This window comes from Mesorhizobium album (assembly GCF_033977205.1).
Classification (GTDB): domain Bacteria; phylum Pseudomonadota; class Alphaproteobacteria; order Rhizobiales; family Rhizobiaceae; genus Mesorhizobium; species Mesorhizobium album.
Genome location: NZ_JAVIIW010000030.1, coordinates 1 through 19325, shown reverse-complemented (window position 1 = coordinate 19325; position 19325 = coordinate 1). Strand labels below are relative to the sequence as shown.

The window sequence follows — 19325 nt, the reverse complement described above, 5'->3', positions numbered from 1 at the left end:
GCCCGAACCGCGCGGACAGTCCCTTACGGACGGCGCCAAATCAAGCTGGCGCTTTGACGCTTATCGGGAGGGAGGAAGGGGTTCAGGCCTGCGCGTCATCGAATGCGGCGCGCGCCTCGCGCACGGCATCATGGTTGCGTTCGGCCCATTGCACGAGCTGATAGAGGGGAACGAACATCGACCGCCCGAGATCGGTGAGGCTGTATTCGACGCTTGGCGGCTTGGTGGGGAACACCTTGCGATGCACATAGCCGTCGCGCTGCAGCTCGTGCAGCGTCTGGGTGAGCATGCGCTGTGAGATGTCGGGGACCAGCCGCCGCAACTCGCCGAAACGGTAGGGCTTTTCGGCAAGCGCCATCACCAGCAAAGGGCTCCATTTGCCATTGATGCCCTGGATCACGTCGCGAACCGGGCAATCGGCGAAATTGGCGCCGTCCGTCATGGCTTTGTAGATCTCGATCTTCGATTTCAGATTGAGGACCTTGCCGTCCATAGTTGGTTCCCTGGCTGTGCCTACCTCCCGAAAAACTGCCTTCTTTACGGCCTGTGGTCAATTCCTATTTTAGCGCTGGTCTCTTTTTGAGACTACTGGTCGCACCCGCCCTTCGGCGCAATTTTCAGGAACCTCCCATGACCGAAAACCTCCTCGTCACCGGCGCTTCCGGCCATCTCGGCCGTGCCGTCGTCAACCATCTGCTCGATGCGCAGAAAATCCCACCGGCGAGCGTCATCGCCACCACGCGCAATCCCGAAAACCTCGCCGACCTGGCAGCGCGCGGCGTCAGCGTCAGGGCGGCCGATTTCGATGACCAAGCCTCGCTGGAGAAGGCCTTCACGGGGGCTGACCGGGTGCTGATCATTTCGACCGGCGAGCTCGACTTGAAAAGCGACCGGCGCCTAAGGCAGCACAAGGCGGCGGTCGCCGCGGCCAAGGCGGCCGGCGTCTCGCATCTGCTCTACACCTCGATGCCCAACCCGGAACCGACCTCACCGGTGCTGTTTGCCGGCGACCACTACGGCACCGAGCAGGCGATCAAGGCGAGCGGTATCCCTTACACGATCTTCCGCAACGGCTGGTATCAGGAGAACCTGTTCCTGGCGCTGCCGCAGGCCATTGCCTCCGGCAAGTGGTACACCTCGGCCGCCGATGGCCGCATTGCCCATGTCGCCCGCGACGACATGGCTGCCGCGATTGCCGCAAGCCTCGCTTCCGGCTCGAAGGAAAGCCAAATCTACACGCTTACCGGCCCTGAAGCTTACACGACGACCGAAATTGCCGCGATGGTGAGTGACGTCACCGGCAAGCCGCTGGAGGTTATCCAGGTGCCGGACGAGGCGTTGACCGAAGGTGTCAAGGCGGCAGGCCTTCCGGAGGATTTCGCCCGCATCATCGTCTCCTTCGATGCCAATACGCGCTCCGGCCGTATCGCCATGGTGACCGACGCGGTCGAGACGCTGTCGGGCCGCAAGCCGCGAACGCTGAAGCAGTTCCTCGAAGCGAACAAGACCGCCTTGCTCGGCTGAAGCCAGAGCAATTCCAGGAGAACTGCGTAGCGGTCTTCCGTCAGGAATTGCGTAAAAACAGATAGTTAGAGCAGTTCAGCGATCTGAAGCTGAATTGCTCTAGCGCGCCTTGGACGTCTCGTCCAGGGCGCGCTACTTCGCCTTTTTAAGCAACCCGAGCCGGATCAGGCTTTCGCCGGTCGCAACGAGCGCCTCTTCGCGCGACCGCGACGCCCAGCCGAGCAGGCGCTTGGCCTTGGCGCCGGTTGCGTTCCTGGCCTTGCCCAGTTCCGTCACCACCTGGGCGGCTTCTTTGTCGAACAATCCGACGAACCTCACCAGCCAGTCCGGCAGCACTCTCGTCGTGACGCGCGAGGCAGCATCGCCCAGCCGCGCTTTCAGCGTTTGTGCGATCTCCGGCACCGTCATGAAATCGCCGCTGATGGCCAGGAAACGCTCGCCCTTGGCGGCAGGATTGGTCATGGCGCGCAGATGCAGCTCCGCCACGTCCCGCACGTCGACCACCCCGAACACCATGCGCGGCAGACCCGGCATCTCGCCGTCCAGCAGGCGCCTGATGAACTCGGTCGAGGTCGAATGATCCGGACCCAGGACCGGCCCGAAGATCCCGACCGGGTTGACGACCGCCAGTTCCAATGCACCGCCCTGGCCGGCAACGAAATCCCACGCGGCGCGTTCGGCAAGCGTCTTCGACTTCACATAGGCGCTTACCTTGGCCGAAAGGTCGGTCCAGTTCTCCTCCGTGAACGGACGGCCTGGAATTGGCGTCTGGCCATAGCCGATGGCGGCAAAGGATGAGGTGAGCACGACCCGCTCGACGCCCGCGTCCCGCGCGGCCCGCAGCACACGCAGCGCCCCTTCGCGAGCCGGAACGATCAGCTCGTCCTCATGCTTGGGCACGCCGGGCGGAAACGGCGAAGCGACGTGAAGAACATACCGGCATCCCACCGCCGCTTCCGGCCAGCCCGCATCGGCTGTGAGATCCGCACGGGCGAAGGAAAGCGTATCGCCCGGCTCGACGCCACCGACCTTCACCATGGCCAGAACATCGGCTTCGCGCCTGGAGGAGCGGACGGTGGTGCGTACCCGGTAGCCTGCCTTCAGAAGCGCGAGGATGCAGTGAACGCCGAGGAAGCCGGACCCGCCGGTCACAAGCACCAATTCGCCGCTCATGCCCGCCTCCCGGTCCCTCTACGCGTCGCAGCCCTCAGATGGCGACCTGGGTGCCGATCTCGACGACGCGCCCCGTGGGGATCTGGAAATACTCTGTCGCATCCGCCGCCGTTTTCGCAAGGCCGATGAACAGCCTGTCCTGCCAGATCGGCATGCCGGAATTGGGCGAGGCCTTCAGCGAGCGCCGTGACAGGAAGAAGGACGTCGTCATGATATCGAACTTCCAGCCCTGCTTGCGGCAGATGGCGAGCGCGCGTGGGATGTTCGGCTGCTCCATGTAGCCGAAGGTCAACGTCACCCGCATGAACAGGTCGTTGACCGCCTCCAGCTTCACCCGCTCGCTGTCCAGCACCACAGGCTGCGGCGCCGTCACCACCGACAGGATGACGTTTTTCTCATGCAGCACCTTGTAGTGCTTGAGGCTGTGCATCAGCGCCGTCGGGGCGCTCAGCGGATCGCTGGTCAGGAACACGGCGGTGCCGGAAACCAGCTGCGGCTTCTTCTTCAGCAGATTGGCCGCCAGGAAATCGAGCGGGATCTCGTTGCGGCGGGTCTTGTCGAACAGATAGCGACTGCCCCTCACCCAGGTCCACATGGTCAGCACGATGGCGAAGGCCACCGCCAGCGAGGACCAGCCGCCTTCAAACACCTTGACGATGTTGGCGGCAAAGAAACCGGTGTCGATCAGCGCGAACACTGCAGTCAGCGCGGCGGCCGGCCAGATGTTCCATTTCCAAATTCGCGTCATGACGACGAAAAGCAAGGTTGTCGTCACCAGCATATTGCCGGTCACGGAGATGCCGTAGGCCGAAGCCAGCCTGCCGGATTCGCCGAAGCCGACCACCAGCAGCATCACCACCAACGCCAGCAGCAGATTGACGCGCGGCATATAGATCTGGCCTGACTGCTTTTCGGACGTGTGCAGGATCTCGAGCCGCGGCAGCATATTGAGTTGCACCGCCTGCCTGGTCAGCGAATAGGCGCCGGAGATCACCGCCTGGCTGGCGATCACCGTCGCAGCGGTGGCCAGCACCACCATCGGCACCAGCGCCCAGCGTTCGTTCATCTCGAAGAACGGATGGCCGACAACGCCGCCATTGGCCAGCACGAATGCCCCTTGTCCCGCATAGTTGAGCAGCAGGCAGGGGAACACTATCGCCAGCCAGGCGAGCACGATCGGCTTGCGGCCGAAATGGCCGAGATCGGCATAGAGCGCCTCGGCGCCGGTGACGGCAAGGAAGACGGCGCCGATGGTCACAAAGGAGACGTCGGGCGAATTGATCAGGAAGGCGACGATGTAGTGCGGGCTGATCGCCCAAAGGATTTCGGGATCGGCAATGATGTGATTGAGGCCGGAAAGCCCGATAGCGAGGAACCACAGGGCGGTTACCGGACCGAATACCAAGCCAACGCCGCCCGTGCCGAACCGCTGAACCGCGAACAAGATCGCGAGAATGAGCAATGTCAGCGGCACCACATAGGGCTGGAAAGCGGGTGTGACGACATTCATGCCCTCGACCGCTGAAAGCACCGAAATCGCCGGCGTGATCACCGCGTCGCCGAAGAAGAGCGAGGCGCCGACGATGCCGATGCCGAGGATGATCGCCGTGCGCGTCGGGAAGCTGCCGCGCGCCAGCGCCATCAGCGACAGCACGCCGCCTTCGCCGCGGTTGTCGGCGCGAAGCACGAACATGATGTATTTGATGGTGACCGTGATGGTCAGCGACCAGATGATCAGCGACAGGACGCCGAGAATATCGGCGCGATTGGCAACGTTGCCTCCGGACGAGGCGTGCAACGCCTCGCGCAATGCGTAGATCGGGCTCGTGCCGATATCGCCATAGACCACGCCGAGCGCGCCCAGCATCAGCACCTTGGTGCTATGCTGCTCTATTTCCGGATGGCTCGACGGGTCGATGGTTTCCGCCTCAGCACCACCATTGGCAAGGGCCATGGACGACACTCCGATAAAACGCGCGGTGCTCTACGCTTGCTGCGGTGCAATATCAAGTGCCGCGGCGTTAGGGCTCCCATGCCGCCGACGCAGGACTCGCCCTACCATCCGCAGGCCGTCAAGAACCGCTTAACCGTGCCGGCCATGCCATACTCCAGCGCGTCGGCTGTCAACCCGTGTCCGATCGATACTTCGGCCAATGCCGGAATTCGCCTGGCGAGTGCCGGCAGGTTGTTCACGGTCAGATCGTGTCCGGCATTGACCTGAAGCCCTGCCGCGAAAGCCGCGTCGGCGGTTATTCCCAGTTTTTCCAATTCCTTGGCAGCCTTGGCGGAATCGGAATGGCAACTGCCATACGGGCCGGTGTAGAGCTCGATCCGGTCGGCGCCCGTATCGCGCGCGGCACTCACCCCGGCCGGATCGGGGTCGGAGAACAGCGACACGCGAAAACCGCCCTTTTTCAGCCGCTTGACGATCGGCGTCAGGAACGCCGCCTGCGCGACGAAGTTCCAGCCATGGTCCGATGTCGCCTGCGCCGGGTCGTCGGGTACCAGCGTCACTTGTTCCGGCTGATGCTTTTCGACAAGCGCCAGGAAATCCTCGTTCGGATAGCCTTCGATGTTGAATTCCGCGTTCGGGAACTCGTCGTCGATCAGCGCCCTGATCTCCGGCAGGTCGGAATGCCTGGTATGCCGCTCGTCGGGACGCGGATGGACCGTCAGCCCGTGCGCGCCGGCTGCCAGCGCGATGCGGCCGAGTCCGGTGACGCTCGGCCACGGCAGGTCTCGGCGGTTGCGCAGCATGGCGACGGCGTTGAGGTTGACCGAAAGCTTAGCGGGCATGATCCAGCATCCATTTTGGTGTTGGCGCGCATCTATAGCGCCTTTGAAGGGAACAGATAGAGGTTTCCGGTGTTCCAGATGACTAAAGCATGTCGCCCAAAATTGTGCAGCGGTTTTGGGAAAACGACATACATCAAAACAAAGACTTAAAGCGCGTCGCCCGATCCGTTTCGGCGCGGCGCGCTTTAAAGCGAGGCGGCTAGCGGAGGAAGAGCCAAGTGAATCATCTCGATGCCGTGCCGGCGATACGCCGCATCGACACCAACCGCGACGCACTTTTTGCCATCGACGTCGTCGGCAACGTATCGCCGAGGGATGCGGAGAACCTGTTCGGGCTGCTGGAAGCGGCCTATGCCCTGCACCCAAGGATCGACGTGCTGGTCAGATTGACGGATCACGAAAGCATCGATTGGGCAAACATCTCGGAAAGCACGTTGCGGGAGGGCGCGGCCCATGCGCTTGACCATGTCGTGCGCTGCGCGGCGATCGGCGAGCCTGAATGGGCGTCCTTCGTTCGCGACTTCTTCCCGAGCCCCTTGCCTTTCCAGTTCCGGCGTTTCGACAGTGACGACGAACCTTCCGCCTGGCAATGGCTCGGCGCCAGGCCGATCTAGCGCACGATCGTCAGCCGCTCGGCCGCGCGCGTGATGGCGGTGTAGAGCCAGCGCTGCCGGGTCTCCTTGAACGCCCAGCTCTCGTCGAACAGCACCACGTCGTTCCACTGCGAGCCCTGTGCCTTGTGGACCGTCAGCGCATAGCCATAGTCGAAATCGTCGAAGCGCTTCTTCTGCTGCCAGGGAATCTCGGCATCGGGATCCTCGAACGCCGCCTTCAAGAGCTTGATCTTGGCGACGCCGCGGTCGGGATCATCCTCTTCCGGCGAGACCAACAGGTTGATGCCGGGCTTCACCGTCTCGCGCGAGGAGGTCATCACCTTCCACAGCGAGCCGTTGAGCAGCCCCTTGGCCGGATCGTTGCGCAGGCAGACCAGCTTGTCGCCGGCCTGCGGATAGTCGGCGGAGAAGCCCTTCAATTCGCGCAGACGATGGTTGTAGCGCCGCCGCGTGCGGTTGGTGCCGACCAGCACCTGATCGGCCTTGAGCACCAGGTCCTGGGTGACCCCTTCCCTGCCGATCACCTGCGCCGTGCCATAGTCGCCATGCATGAACTCGCGGCCTTCGCGCACGTCGAGCGCCAGCCTGATGATCGGATTGTCCTGCGCCTGGCGGTGGATTTCGGTGAGCAGCACATCCGGCTCGTGTTCGGTGAAGAAGCCGCCGCCCGAGATCGGCGGCAGCTGGGCCGGATCGCCAAGCACCAGGATCGGCGTGCCGAAGCTCATCAGGTCGCGGCCGAGCTGCTCGTCGACCATCGAGCATTCGTCGATGACGACCAGCTTGGCCCGCGCGATCGGGCTTTGCCGGTTGAGCGCGAAGGTCGGCGAGATCGAAGTCTTGCCGGTCACCTCGTCCTCGACAGACTCCTCGCCCTTCGGCCTGTAGATCAGCGAATGAATGGTGCGGGCATTGATGGCGCCCTTGGAGCGCAGCACCTGGGCTGCCTTGCCGGTGAAGGCGGCGAATTGCACCTGCCCGTCGACATGCTCGGCGAAATAGCGCGCCAGCGTCGTCTTGCCGGTGCCGGCATAGCCGAACAGCCGGAAGATCTGCGGCCGGCCGGCCTTCAGCCAGCGCCCGACCGCCTTCAAAGCCTCGTCCTGTTGAGGAGAGAATTCCATCAGCGCGACAGACCGGATTCGCGAGCGAAATACAAGATTGACCGTCCTACCGCGATTTCGCGGATGACGATCTCAGTTTGCTTCCAGCCCGACACGCTATCAGGCAAAAATCGGAACGTAAAGAGAACAAACTTGTTCTATCTGCCAGGTCCGGGATCGTTTTCCAGCAGGATCGGCTTGCCGTGCGGCGTGGCATGCGCGGCGCGCTCCCAGGCGGCCGCCAGCGCGTCGACCTCACTTCTGCCGGCAACACCCTTTGCCGACAGCAGCTTTTCCAGCGCCGCCAGCCAATGCTCGTAGTAGTCGTGGCCGTCGCTCGCAGCGTCCGGCTTCTTCACTTCCGCCGACAGGGCTTCCGCCCACTCGCTCCACGAAAACAGGCCCTTGCCGTGCAGCGCGACCGTCATGGCGAAAGCCTGCGCCTGCCATGGTTCGGAGAACACCGGGTCATCGAAGACCGCCGGCCGTTCGGTCTCATGCCGGCTCAAGATAGCTCTCCCAGGCATCGATCGACACGCTCAGCGTCGGGTCGGCGCCCTCGCCCCAGATCTCGGCTCCGTCGAAAACCACAGTGTAGACCCATTGCGGGTTCTCGCCCTTGCCATGCGCGTTGCTGTCCGGGAACACGAAGCCGTCGCGGACGGCCTCGATCCTGCCGTTCTTGCCGCGCGCATAGCGCGGCAGGCGCGTATGGCCGGTGGGATTGAAATTCTTCGTCCGCACGCGATCGCCGGCCCGGAAACGCGCCGGCGTGGCGACCGGCCGGTCGCACGGACCGCCTTTGGCAAGTACCGCCGGCACGTCCGCTGCCTTCAGCACCCGTTTGGGCGTCACGGCGGGATCGACCGCCTTGCCGGCCGCAAGGTCGCGCTCCGTGACGAAACCGTGGCGCTTCAAAAGCGCTTCCAGGGCCTTTATCCAGATCTGGTAGTAGCTCGAGGCATAATAGTCGGCCGGATGCAGCGATTCCCGCGCGTGCCGGCTCTCGTCGATATTCCAGGCGCCCATGGCGCCGGCGGTCAGTGTCACGCCGAGCGCGCGCTTCTCCCACTCGGCGTGGAAATAGGGCTCATCTTTTTCGGGTGCGACCGGGCCGAAGCCCGTTTGCCCGCCGAGATCCTGCGGCCCGTTCATGCCGGCTCCCCCCATCCCGGCTCTTTGGCGAGCGCCGTGCCGATCGTCGCATCGCGGCTGACCAAGCTGGCGAGTTGCTCTTCGCTCCAGCCTTCGGTGCCCTTCGGCCGCATCGGCACCACCAGGTAGCGAAGCTCCGCCGTCGAATCCCAGACGCGGATCTTCTTGTCCGCCGGCAACGTCAGCCCGAATTCTTCCAGCACGCCGCGCGGGTCGATCACCGCCCGCGACCGGTAGGGCGGCGCCTTGTACCAGACCGGCGGCAGCCCGAGTACCGACCACGGATAGCAGGAGCAGAGCGTGCAGACGACGAGGTTATGCGTCTCCTCGGTGTTGAAGACGGCCTGCATATGCTCGCCCTGGCGGCCGCTGTAGCCCAGCGAGGCGATCGCCGCCGTCGCGTCGCGCTTCAGCCATTCGGCATAGGCGGGGTCGTTCCAGGCTTTCGCCACCACCCTGGCGCCGTTGCGCGGGCCGATCTTCGTCTCGTAGGTGTCGACGATGACGTCGATGGCCGCCGGGTCGATCAGGCCTTTTTCGGTGAGGATCGTCTCCAGCGCCCGCACACGGGCGGCGAACGGATCGAGCTCGTTTTCGTGGTCATGATCATGGGACATGGCGCCAGACTAGGATCGCCGACACGCCGCCGCAAGCACCACGCCTTGGGCCAGCGCCGGCCGGCTATTCGGCGGCCACCTTCTTCGGCTCGGCTTCTTCCTCCGAGTCGAACAGCGAAGGCTGTTCAATCGGCTCGACGGCATGCAACTCCGGCCGGCTCTTCTTCAAGGAGAAGCCGAGCAGCCAACCGGAGAAATGCTCGAAATAGACATAGATGACAGGCGTGACGAACAGGGTGAGCGCCTGTGAGGCGAGCAGGCCGCCGACCACGGCAACGCCGAGCGGCTGCCTAAGTTCGGCGCTGGCGCCGGTGCCGAGCGCGATCGGGAACGTGCCCATCAGCGCCGCCAGCGTCGTCATCATGATCGGCCGGAAACGCATCAGGCAGGCCCTGTGAATGGACTCCACCGCCGACATGCCCTGGCGCCGGAGCTCCAGCGCGACGTCGACCATCATGATGCCGTTCTTCTTGACGATGCCGATCAGCATCAGGATGCCGATCACCGCGATGACCGACAGATCCATCCCCGCGAACTGCAGCGCGACCAGCGCTCCCAGCACCGCCGACGGCAGGCCGGTGAGAATGGTGAGCGGGTGGATGAAGCTCTCATAGAGCATGCCGAGCACGATATAGATCGTCAGGATCGCGCCGCCGATCAGCAGGCCCTGGTTGGCAAGCGAATCCTGGAAGGTCTTGGCCGTGCCGGCGAAGGTCGTGCCGATCGACGTCGGCATGCCGATCTGCTCCTTCAGCTGGTTGATGCGGGCCACGCTGTCGCCGAGCGCCACGCCCTGCGGCAGATTGTATGATATGGTGACCGCCGGAAGCTGGCCGAGCTGATTGACCGTAAGCGCCCCGGCGGTGCGATCGACGCGGGCGAAGGCGCCAAGCGGCACCAGGCTGCCGCCCGCCGTTCGCACCTGGATGGCCAGCATCCGCTCCGGCGACCACTCGATCTTCGGATCGAGCTCCATCACAACCTCGTAGCTGTCGGCCGAGCCGAAGATCGTCGAGACCTGCGCCGTGCCGAACCCGCCATAGAGGCTGGATCGCAGCGTATCGGTGTCGATGCCGAGCTGGGCGGCCTTGTCGCGGTCGACCACCAGCGTCGCCTGCAGTGAGTTGTTCTGCAGATCGCTGGTGACGTCGGTGAAGGTCGTGTGATCGGCGGCTATCGCGTCGTTCAGCTTCTGCGCCCAGATGTCGGTCTGCTTGGTGTCGAGGCCCTGTACGACCAGCTGATAGGCGCTGGCGGAAGACCGCGAGCCGAGTCTCAGGTTCTGCACCGGCTGCATGTAGGTCTCGATGCCGGCGACGCCGGCCAGTTGCCGCCTCAGGTCCGAAAGCACCTTCTCGATGTTGGGGCGCTGGCTCTTGTCCTTCAGCTGAACATAGAGCTGACCTTGGTTCAGCGCATTGTTGCCGCTGCCCGCCGACCATGCCACATGGTCAACATAGGGCGAGTGCGAAAAGACATTGGCCACCTGGCCTTGCAACTTGGCCATGGCAGGGAACGAAATGTCCTGGCGGGCAATGGTGGTCACCGAAATCTGGCCGATATCCTCCTGCGGGAAGAACCCTTTCGGCGAGACCTGGATCAGCCAGACCGACGCCGCCGCCGTTCCGATGAAGACGAGGAACACCAGGAAAGTGTGCCGGAGGCAGAAGGTCAGGAGCCAGTCATAGCCGCGCGTGAACATGTCGTGCCTGTGGCCATCGCCATGCGCCTCGCGATCGGCCTTCGTCACCGACAGGAGCCGCGAGCACAGCATCGGCGTCAGCGTCAGCGACACGAACATGGAAGCCAGGATGGCGACCGTCACCACGACCGCGAATTCGTTGAAGATGCGGCCGATCACGCCGCCCATCAAAAGCACGGGAATGAATACCGCGACCAGCGAGATGGAGATGGAAATGATGGTGAAGCCGATCTCGCGCGCGCCCTTCAGCGATGCCTCGAAGGCCGACAGGCCGTCCTCCTCCATATGGCGGAAGATGTTCTCCAGCATGACGATGGCGTCGTCGACGACGAGGCCGACTGCAAGCGTGAGGCCCATCAGTGAGATGTTGTCGATGGAGAACCCGAACAGGAACATTGCGCCCAGCGTTGCGATCAGCGAGATCGGTACCGCCACGGCCGGAATGATCGTTGCGGTGACGCGACGCAGGAACACGAAGATCACCATCACCACCAAGGCGATGGTCAGGAGCAGCGTGAACTGCACGTCATCTACGGCGGCGCGGATCGAGGTCGAGCGGTCGTTGAGCAGCTTGATACTGGCCGCGCTCGGCATCTGGTCCTGGAAGGACGGCAGCATCGCCTTGACCTTGTCGACGACGTCGACCGTGTTGGCGTCGGGCTGACGCTGCACGGCCATGATGATGGCGCGCGTGCCGTCATACCAGCTCGCCGTCGTCGTGGTCTGCACGGAATCGATGACGCGGGTCACCTCGCCCAATCGTACCGGATGACCATTCTTGGTGGCGATGATCAGGTTGGAGAAGCCGGCCGCATTGGTCAGCTGGGTATTGGACGTGATTGTGAGCTGCTGCTTGTTGTTCTGCAGAACGCCGAGCGGCGTGTTGCTGTTGGCCGACGCGATGGCCGTCTGCAGCTGATCGATCGAGATGCCGCGCGCGGCAAGCGCGGTCGGATCGATCTGGATGCGCACCGCATATTTCTGCTGGCCGAAGATCGAGACCTGCGCCACCCCGTCGATCGTCGACAGCGAAGGCGAGATGACGTTCTCGGCGAAGGCATCGAGGTCGGTGAGCGGAACCGTGTCGCTGACCAGTGACATCAAAAGGATCGGCGCGTCAGCGGGATTGACCTTTCGGTAGCTGGGCGGCGAGGTCATCTGTGGCGGCAGTTGCCGCTGCGTGCGCGCGATCGCGGCCTGGACGTCGGCCGCGGCGGCGTCAATGTCCCTGTTGAGCACGAACTGGATGGCGATCGAGGTCTGGCCAAGCGAGTTGGTCGTCGAGATCGAATCGATGCCAGCGATGGTGGAGAACTGCTTGATCAGCGGCGTCGCCACCGATGTCGCCATGGTTTCCGGTGACGCGCCGGGCAGCTGTGCCGAGACGTTGACCACCGGAAATTCGGCGCTCGGCAGCGCTGCCACCGGCAGGAACTTGTAGGCAAAGATGCCGCCCAAAACGAGCGCGAACGACATCAGGAGGGTGGCAACGGGCCTGCGTATGCAGAATTCCGAAATCATGGCCGCGCCCCGCCGGCCTTGTCGGCTTCCGCGACCTTGGGAGCGGCCTGATCGGCGCCGTTGCCAGCCGTCTTGCCTTCGTGGACGGCGGCGCCGTCCTTCAGCCTCGTCTGGCCTTCGACGACCACTTTTTCACCGGCCTTCAGCCCTTGGCTGATGGCGCTGTTTTCGCCTTCCGTCAGCGCCACCTGCACCGGCCGCATCTCGACCGTATTGTCCGGCTTGACGACATAGACGAACGGGCCCTTCTGACTGGGTTGCACCGCGACAGTCGGAACCGACGTCATTTGCGGCATCGTGCCGGCGTCGAGCGCGACATTCACATACTGGCCAGGCCAAAGCGAAAGATCGGCATTCGGAATGCTCGCCCGCGTGGCGATGGTGCCCGATGCTGTGTCGACGCTGGAATCGACGAAGTCGAGCGTGCCCTTGCCGATCGGCGTCGGGTCGCCGTCCTTGGTCAGCGTCACCGCCCCTTGCTGCGGGTTGGCGAGCGCCTTGTGGAGCAGCGCCAGATTGCTTTCCGGCAGGTTGAAGTTGACCTGCAGCGGATCCACTTGCGTGATCGTTACCAGCGGGGTCGAGCTGCTGCTGCCGTTGCTGGTGGTGACCAGATCGCCGACTGCAACATTGACGGCGCCGAGCCTGCCCGAGATTGGCGCCGTGATCGTTGCATAGCTGAGCTGGACCGTATCGAAATCGATCGTCGCCTTGTCGGCGTCTATGGTCGCGGCCGCGGACTTCTGCGCCGCCAGCGCTTGATCGTAGGTCTGCTGTGTGCCGGCCTGCCTGGCGACGAGATCCTTGGCGCGCTGAAGATCCGCGGTGGCGCTGACGAGCAGGGCCTGATCCTTGGCGAGCGTCGCCTGGTCCTTGGCGAGCTGGGCCTTCAACGCGCGGTCATCGAGCGAGAAGAGAAGGTCGCCTGCCTTGACCATCTGCCCGTCCTTGACGGCGATCGACACGATCTGGCTGGACACACGGGCGTTGATGCTGACCACCGCCGGCGAGGAGACGAAGCCGATAGCATAGCGGCGGATCGGAAAGTCGGCGGTTGTCGCTGTTGCCGAGACGATCGAGGCCGAACGCGGGCCGCCACTGCCCTTGCCGCCATCGCCCTTCGGATTGTCCGATACCTTGGCCGTCTTGTCCGTGCCGTCCGCGGTGGCCTGCCGGCCCGAGATCAACTGCTGGACCTTGCTCATCGTCGTGGGCGAAAGATAAAGGCCGGCTCCCGCAAAGCAGGCCAGCGCAACGACTGCAAAGGCGATTTTTCCGCGCATCGACAACAAGCCTCTACCCGACACGCCGATCCCGGTGGTCTATCTTAGCTCGCTTCACGGTCTTTCGCCGTGAATTTCGCCGAATAGATAGGACAAGGCTTTGGCGGAAAAGGGCCAAACCGCGGCATTACGAAGATTTAATGTGCAGTGCACAATGCTGTGCAGCCGGCAAATGTGCCGTGACAGCCTTTCTAAAGCGCGTCGCGATCGTTCAGATTCGCTGCCTGCGCTTTAGGTTTTTGATTTTACGCATGTCTTTGTCTCGAAACTGGTTCCTACTTTCGGGAGAATGCTTAATCGACCCGAAATAAGCTCAACGCAGCATTGGCCAGAGTGTCGCCGCCAGCAACAAACCCATGGCGATGTTGAACCATTTGAGGCGCACGGGATCCGACAGCAAGCCGCGCAGCGCCGTTCCGAATCCGGCCCATACGGAAACGCTGGGCAGGTTGACGATGGTGAAGGCGATCGAGATCAGTGCCACCGAGACGAACGGATGGTTCGGGTTGGTGTAGACGGCCATGGCGGTGATCGCCATCACCCAGGCCTTGGGATTGACCCACTGGAACGCGGCGGCGTCGATGAAGCGCATCGGCTGCACCTCCGCCCCGCTCTTGTCGCTCACCGAGCGCGACATGGCGATCTTCCAGGCGAGGTAGAGCAGATAGGCAGCGCCCGCGACTTTCAGCGCCGTGTGCAGCGCCGGAAACGCCGTCAGCGCCGCGCCGAGGCCGAAGCCGACGGCGAGCAGCAGGATAAGAAAGCCGATGCTGATGCCCAGCATATGCGGAACCGTTCGGACGATGCCGAAATTGACGCCGGATGCGAGCAGCATGAGATTGTTCGGCCCCGGCGTGATCGATGTCACGAAGGCATAGACAAGCAAAGCAAGGAACGCGTCGACGGACATCATATCCTCCCAGATACGTCAGCCTTATTGTCCTTTTCTAGCGGACGCGCAAAAGCCACGAACAGGCGACAGCCGGGCCAGAGAGAAGGATTTGAAGCAGCCCGAGCGGTGCCCGCCGCGCTTACATGCCCTGCGGGCCGCGGTTCATGGCCGCCACGCCAGTGCGGCAGATCTCGACCAGGCCGAGCGGCTTCATGATGGCGATGAACTGGTCGAGCTTGGAACCCTTGCCGGTGATCTCGAAGATGAAATGCTCGGTGTTGGCGTCGATGACCGAGGCGCGGAAGGCGTCGGCGAGCCGCAGCGCCTCGACGCGGGCGTCACCGGTGCCGGCGACCTTGACCAGCGCAAGCTCGCGCTCCAGCGGCCGCTCCTGGCCGAGCTCATGCGAGCGCACGGTGAGGTCGACCACGCGGTGCACCGGCACGATGCGCTCGAGCTGGTGCTTGATCTGCTCCAGTACATGCGGCGTGCCGCGCGTCACGATGGTGATGCGCGACAGATGTTTTTCGTGCTCGGTCTCGGACACCGTGAGACTTTCGATATTGTAGCCGCGTCCCGAGAACAGGCCGATGACGCGGGCAAGCACGCCCGGCTCATTGTCGACCAGCACGGAAAGCGTGTGCGTTTCCGGCTTCTCGGTTTCCTTGGCGATGAAATAGGCGGAGCCGGTCGGCTGGAGCTGTGCGTTCATGACGTGAATCTCGACTTCAATCTTTTGGATATAACACTCTGTTTCCACACGGCTTTCCAGCCGCGACGTTAACTCGCGGCTACACCAGTTCCCTGCCCTTGGCGTCGATGGCGTTGGCCACCGCTTCGTCGGTCGCCTCGTCCGGCAGAAGCATCTCGTTGTGCGCCTTGCCCGACGGGATCATCGGGAAGCAGTTGGCTAAAGTCGCCACGCGGCAGTCGAAGAGCACCGGCTTCTTCACCGAGATCATTTCGCGGATCGCGTCATCCAGCTCGTCCGGCTTCTCGCAGCGTATCCCGTGACCGCCATAGGCTTCCGCCAGCTTGACGAAGTCCGGCATCGCCTCGGTATAGGAATGCGACAACCGGTTGCCATGCAGCAGCTGCTGCCACTGGCGCACCATGCCCATATACTGGTTGTTGAGGATGAAGATCTTGATCGGCGCCTCGTACTGCACCGCCGAGCTCATCTCCTGCATCGTCATCTGGACAGAGGCGTCGCCGGCGATGTCGATGACCAGCGCATCGGGATGCGCGATCTGCACGCCGAGCGCCGCCGGCAGGCCGTAGCCCATCGTTCCCAGTCCGCCCGAAGTCATCCAGCGGTTCGGCTTGTCGAAATGGTAGTGCTGTGCCGCCCACATCTGGTGCTGGCCGACCTCGGTGGTGATGTAGGTGTCGAGATCCTTGGTCAGCGCATAGAGCCGCTGGATCGCATATTGCGGCATGATCACGTCGCTGTTCATCTTGTAGGCGAGCGAGTCCCGCGCGCGCCATTTCGCGATCTGCTCCCACCACGGATAGAGCGCCTTCTTGTCGGCCTTGGCGGTCGCCCGCCACAGCCGCACCAGATCCTCCAGCACCCGGCCGACATCGCCCAGGATCGGCACGTCCGCATGGACGTTCTTGTTGATCGAGGACGGATCGATGTCGATGTGGATCTTCTTCGAGTTCGGCGAGAAGGCGGTCAACCGGCCGGTGATGCGGTCGTCGAAACGCGCGCCGATGCAGACCATCACGTCGCAGTCGTGCATGGCCATGTTGGCCTCGTAGGTGCCGTGCATGCCAAGCATGCCGACCCAGTTCTTGCCCGAGGCCGGGTAGGCGCCGAGACCCATCAGCGTCGAGGTGATCGGGAAACCGGTGAGGTCGACCAGCTCTCGCAGCAGATGGCTGGCTTCCGGACCCGAATTGATGACGCCGCCGCCGCTATAGATAATCGGCTTCTTCGCGGAGGCCATCAGCTCGACCGCTGCCTTCACCTTCTCCAGGTCGCCCTGGACCTTGGGCTGGTAGCTGGTGCGCGGCGCCGTCTGCGGCGGCACGTAGATGCCCTTGGCGAACTGCACGTCCTTCGGAATGTCGACCACGACCGGGCCGGGACGCCCGGTGGTCGCGACATGGAAGGCTTCGTGGATGGTGGCAGCGAGATCGTTGACATCCTTCACCAGCCAGTTGTGCTTGGTGCAGGGCCGCGTAATGCCGACCGTGTCACATTCCTGGAAGGCGTCGGAGCCGATCAGCGAGGTCGGCACCTGGCCGGTGAGACACACCAGCGGAATGGAATCCATCAGCGCGTCCTGCAGCGGCGTCACCGCATTGGTGGCACCGGGGCCGGACGTGACCAACAGCACGCCGGCCTTGCCGGTCGAGCGCGCATAGCCTTCCGCCGCGTGCCCGGCGCCCTGCTCGTGCCTGACCAGAATGTGCTCGACCTCGTCCTGTTGGAAAATTTCATCGTAGATTGGGAGAACCGCGCCACCCGGATAGCCGAAGACGTGCTTGACGCCGTTGTCCTTCAGCGCCTGCACCACCATTTCGGCGCCCGTCATTTCACGCCGCTCGTTCTGTCCACTGCTCATCGGTTTGGGTCCCGTATTGTTCGCCGCCTGGCGATTGCTGGTCGTTTAGTTGGGTTTTGGGCAATAAAAAAGGCCCCCGAGGGAGCCTGTGGGATGCGCATGGGAGGTTTTCGCCCGGCGGTTACACCGCCTTGCCCACGCGCCAGCCTACGAGAATGAGTGCTGTTTTCATGGGCGCGGACAATAAGGGCCAAAATGCGGGCTCGTCAATGGGGTGACGCGCGATTTCACCCGCCCGTGAAAATCGGCGCCAGCGCGCGAACGATAGTCGCGCTACCATAGTACAGTTGAGCGGGTGCCGCCGAGCAACCACTATGCGGTTGCAAAAGGACGTTGGCTGCGAGGAGGACGCATGGCTGGCGAACGAGAGCATATCCGCGAAATCGAGCAGGTCTTGTCGGGCGCGCGGTCGGCCCGCGACGACATCGTGGTTCAATCCTGGCTGCGCTGCGTCGACACGCACCGGCTCGATCCGGCCCGGCCGACCGAGGCCTACATTGTTCCCGACACTCAGTTGCGCGAGCACCGCGAGCAATCGGAGCGGCTGATTGCGATCGCCCGCAGCGGCCTGGAGACATTGTTCAAGCAGGTGGCGGGCCAGAACTACGTGTTGCTGCTTGCCGACGCCAAGGGCGTGACCGTCGACTTTCTCGGCGATCCGCTGTTCATGGACCAGTTGCGCAAGGCGGGGCTCTACCTCGGCTCTGAATGGTCGGAGAGCCGCACCGGAACCTGCGGCGTCGGTTCCTGCATCGTCACCGGCGAGGCGATGACCATTCATCAGACCGATCATTTCGACACCACCCACACGCCGCTTTCCTGCACCGCCGCGCCGATCTTCGATACCAAGGGCGAACTGACCGCCGTGCTCGACATTTCGCTGCTGCGTTCGCCGCAGCCGAAGGTCAGCCAGAACCTCGCGCTGCACCTGGTGACGGCCTCCGCGCGACGCATCGAGCTCGCCAATTTGATGGCGCAGATGCACTCCGAATGGGTGCTGCGCTTTTCCCGCTCGCCGGAGTTCCTCGACGTCGATCCGGACGCGGCGATCGCGCTCGATGCCTCCGGTCGCATCCTCGGCACGACGCGCGGCGGGGCCCTGCTTCTGGCGCAAGCCGGCGGCATCGACTGGAGGCATTCGCCATCGCCGATCGGCCAGCCGATCTCGCGCTATCTCGACATGGGCATCGACGACCTGCCGAATCTGACGCGCGGGCGCCCCACCGAGGAGCGGCTGGTGTTCGGCCGCAACGGCAGCGCCCTCTTTGCGCACGCGATCGAACCACAGCCGGCGAGCGGACGTCGCGCTCCCGTCGAACTGCTGCCGAAGCCGATCGCCGAACTTTCGGGCGGCGACCCGGCAATGGCGGCGATGCAGCTCAAAGCCGCCAAGCTGGCGCGGACGTCAATTCCGATCCTGATCCATGGCGAGACCGGCTCCGGCAAGGAGGTTCTCGCCCGCGCGATCCACGACAGCTCCGTGCGCACCGGCCCCTTCGTGGCCATCAACTGCGCGGCCATCCCGGAACACCTGATCGAGAGCGAGCTTTTCGGCCACACCGCGGGCGCCTTCACCGGCGCCTCGGCCAAAGGACGCAAAGGGCTGATCGAGAGCGCCGACAGCGGCACGCTCTTCCTCGACGAGATCGGCGATATGCCCTATGCGCTGCAATCGCGGCTCCTGAGAGTGATCGCCGAGCGCGAATTGATCCCAGTCGGCAGCACTGAACCGCGAGCGATCGACATCAAGGTCATCTCGGCCTCGCATCATGACCTGCGCAAGCTGGTTGCCGAGGGCCGTTTCCGCGAGGACCTGTTCTATCGGCTGAACGCCGCCTCGCTGACCTTGCCGGCGTTGCGCGAACGCACCGATTTCGAATGGCTGCTGGACCGGCTGATGGACGAGCGCGCGCGCCTTGCCAGGCGGCCGGCACGGCTGTCGCCGGCGGCGAGGCTGGCGCTGATCCGCCACAACTGGCCCGGCAATATCCGCGAGCTCGTCAACGCCATCGATCTGGCGGTGGCGCTTTGCGAAGACGGAACGATCCAGCCCTCCGACCTGCCCGACTTCGCGCATGCGGCGACATCGCCTGTGCCGGCGAGGATCGTTGCGCTGCGGCCGCCCTCGCCTGATGAAGAGCGAGAGGCGCTGTTGAACGCGCTTGTGGCGGCAGGCTGGAACATTTCCGAAGCCGCCCGGCGTCTCGGCGTCGACCGCACCACAGTGCATCGCAGGATGAAGCGGCTGCGATTGGAAGCGCCTAACTCTTATGACCGTGGTCAAGAATGAGGGATGACGTTTTTTCGCCCTATGTCTTTTGCCACAGGTTTTGTTCGTCATTGATGAGGGGGCAGCACGGAGACGGGATGGG

General features: G+C 63.6%; 16 protein-coding genes. 3 read left to right on the top strand and 13 right to left on the bottom strand.

The window, feature by feature from the left end:
• Window positions 1–82 precede the first annotated feature (82 nt).
• Window positions 83–493 carry a winged helix-turn-helix transcriptional regulator gene (locus tag RFN28_RS22945; protein ID WP_320289504.1) on the bottom strand — a complete coding sequence of 137 codons (411 nt, stop codon included), beginning with the start codon at window positions 491–493 and terminating at the stop codon, window positions 83–85.
• Window positions 494–630: 137 nt separating this feature from the next.
• Between RFN28_RS22945 and RFN28_RS22940 the strand changes: the two genes are divergently transcribed.
• Window positions 631–1524 (top strand): SDR family oxidoreductase, encoded by an 894-nt coding sequence (locus RFN28_RS22940; RefSeq protein WP_320289503.1) that lies wholly within the window; start codon window positions 631–633, stop codon window positions 1522–1524.
• A 132-nt stretch (window positions 1525–1656) separates the two neighbouring features.
• Here the strand turns inward: RFN28_RS22940 and RFN28_RS22935 are convergent, their stop codons facing one another.
• The 3 genes from RFN28_RS22935 to RFN28_RS22925 all read right to left on the bottom strand — a co-directional run bounded on the left by RFN28_RS22935 (window position 1657) and on the right by RFN28_RS22925 (window position 5493).
• On the bottom strand, window positions 1657–2697 hold the full coding sequence (locus tag RFN28_RS22935; protein ID WP_320289502.1) for an SDR family oxidoreductase: 1041 nt from the start codon (window positions 2695–2697) through the stop codon (window positions 1657–1659).
• A 34-nt stretch (window positions 2698–2731) separates the two neighbouring features.
• Complete coding sequence (locus tag RFN28_RS22930) at window positions 2732–4651, bottom strand: potassium transporter Kup (RefSeq protein WP_320289501.1); 1920 nt, start codon at window positions 4649–4651, stop codon at window positions 2732–2734.
• A gap of 101 nt (window positions 4652–4752) precedes the next feature.
• Entirely contained in the window at window positions 4753–5493 is a 741-nt protein-coding gene (locus tag RFN28_RS22925) for a pyridoxine 5'-phosphate synthase (protein WP_320289500.1), read from the bottom strand.
• A 218-nt stretch (window positions 5494–5711) separates the two neighbouring features.
• Here RFN28_RS22925 and RFN28_RS22920 point away from each other — a divergent pair, with 218 nt between their 5' ends.
• Window positions 5712–6107 (top strand): SpoIIAA family protein, encoded by a 396-nt coding sequence (locus tag RFN28_RS22920; protein WP_320289499.1) that lies wholly within the window; start codon window positions 5712–5714, stop codon window positions 6105–6107.
• On the opposite strand, the gene RFN28_RS22915 is transcribed toward RFN28_RS22920, so the two are convergent.
• The 9 genes from RFN28_RS22915 to RFN28_RS22875 form a co-directional block, all read right to left on the bottom strand.
• Window positions 6104–7231: an ATP-dependent DNA helicase gene (locus RFN28_RS22915; protein WP_320289498.1), complete on the bottom strand. Its 1128-nt coding sequence runs from the start codon at window positions 7229–7231 to the stop codon at window positions 6104–6106. The genes RFN28_RS22920 and RFN28_RS22915 overlap by 4 nt on opposite strands.
• A 137-nt stretch (window positions 7232–7368) precedes the next feature.
• Complete coding sequence (locus tag RFN28_RS22910; RefSeq protein WP_320289497.1) at window positions 7369–7719, bottom strand: nitrile hydratase accessory protein; 351 nt, start codon at window positions 7717–7719, stop codon at window positions 7369–7371.
• A complete protein-coding gene (gene nthB, locus RFN28_RS22905) occupies window positions 7706–8365 on the bottom strand; it encodes a nitrile hydratase subunit beta (RefSeq protein ID WP_320289496.1) in 660 nt (219 codons plus the stop codon). Before nthB ends, RFN28_RS22910 begins: the two co-directional genes overlap by 14 nt.
• Window positions 8362–8982, bottom strand: coding sequence for a nitrile hydratase subunit alpha (nthA, locus tag RFN28_RS22900; protein WP_320289495.1), 621 nt, complete (start codon window positions 8980–8982; stop codon window positions 8362–8364). Before nthA ends, nthB begins: the two co-directional genes overlap by 4 nt.
• Window positions 8983–9046: 64 nt before the next feature.
• Window positions 9047–12205 (bottom strand): efflux RND transporter permease subunit, encoded by a 3159-nt coding sequence (locus tag RFN28_RS22895; RefSeq protein ID WP_320289494.1) that lies wholly within the window; start codon window positions 12203–12205, stop codon window positions 9047–9049.
• Window positions 12202–13488 carry an efflux RND transporter periplasmic adaptor subunit gene (locus tag RFN28_RS22890; protein WP_320289493.1) on the bottom strand — a complete coding sequence of 429 codons (1287 nt, stop codon included), beginning with the start codon at window positions 13486–13488 and terminating at the stop codon, window positions 12202–12204. The genes RFN28_RS22895 and RFN28_RS22890 overlap by 4 nt, the downstream gene beginning before the upstream one ends.
• Before the next feature lie 313 nt (window positions 13489–13801).
• Window positions 13802–14398 (bottom strand): LysE family translocator, encoded by a 597-nt coding sequence (locus RFN28_RS22885; protein WP_320289492.1) that lies wholly within the window; start codon window positions 14396–14398, stop codon window positions 13802–13804.
• 121 nt (window positions 14399–14519) lie between these two features.
• Window positions 14520–15092 (bottom strand): acetolactate synthase small subunit, encoded by a 573-nt coding sequence (ilvN, locus tag RFN28_RS22880; protein WP_059185300.1) that lies wholly within the window; start codon window positions 15090–15092, stop codon window positions 14520–14522.
• A 79-nt stretch (window positions 15093–15171) separates the two neighbouring features.
• On the bottom strand, window positions 15172–16953 hold the full coding sequence (locus RFN28_RS22875) for an acetolactate synthase 3 large subunit (RefSeq protein ID WP_320289491.1): 1782 nt from the start codon (window positions 16951–16953) through the stop codon (window positions 15172–15174).
• Between the two features lie 352 nt (window positions 16954–17305).
• Between RFN28_RS22875 and RFN28_RS22870 the strand changes: the two genes are divergently transcribed.
• Window positions 17306–19243 (top strand): sigma-54-dependent Fis family transcriptional regulator, encoded by a 1938-nt coding sequence (locus tag RFN28_RS22870; protein WP_320289490.1) that lies wholly within the window; start codon window positions 17306–17308, stop codon window positions 19241–19243.
• Window positions 19244–19325: the final 82 nt, after the last annotated feature.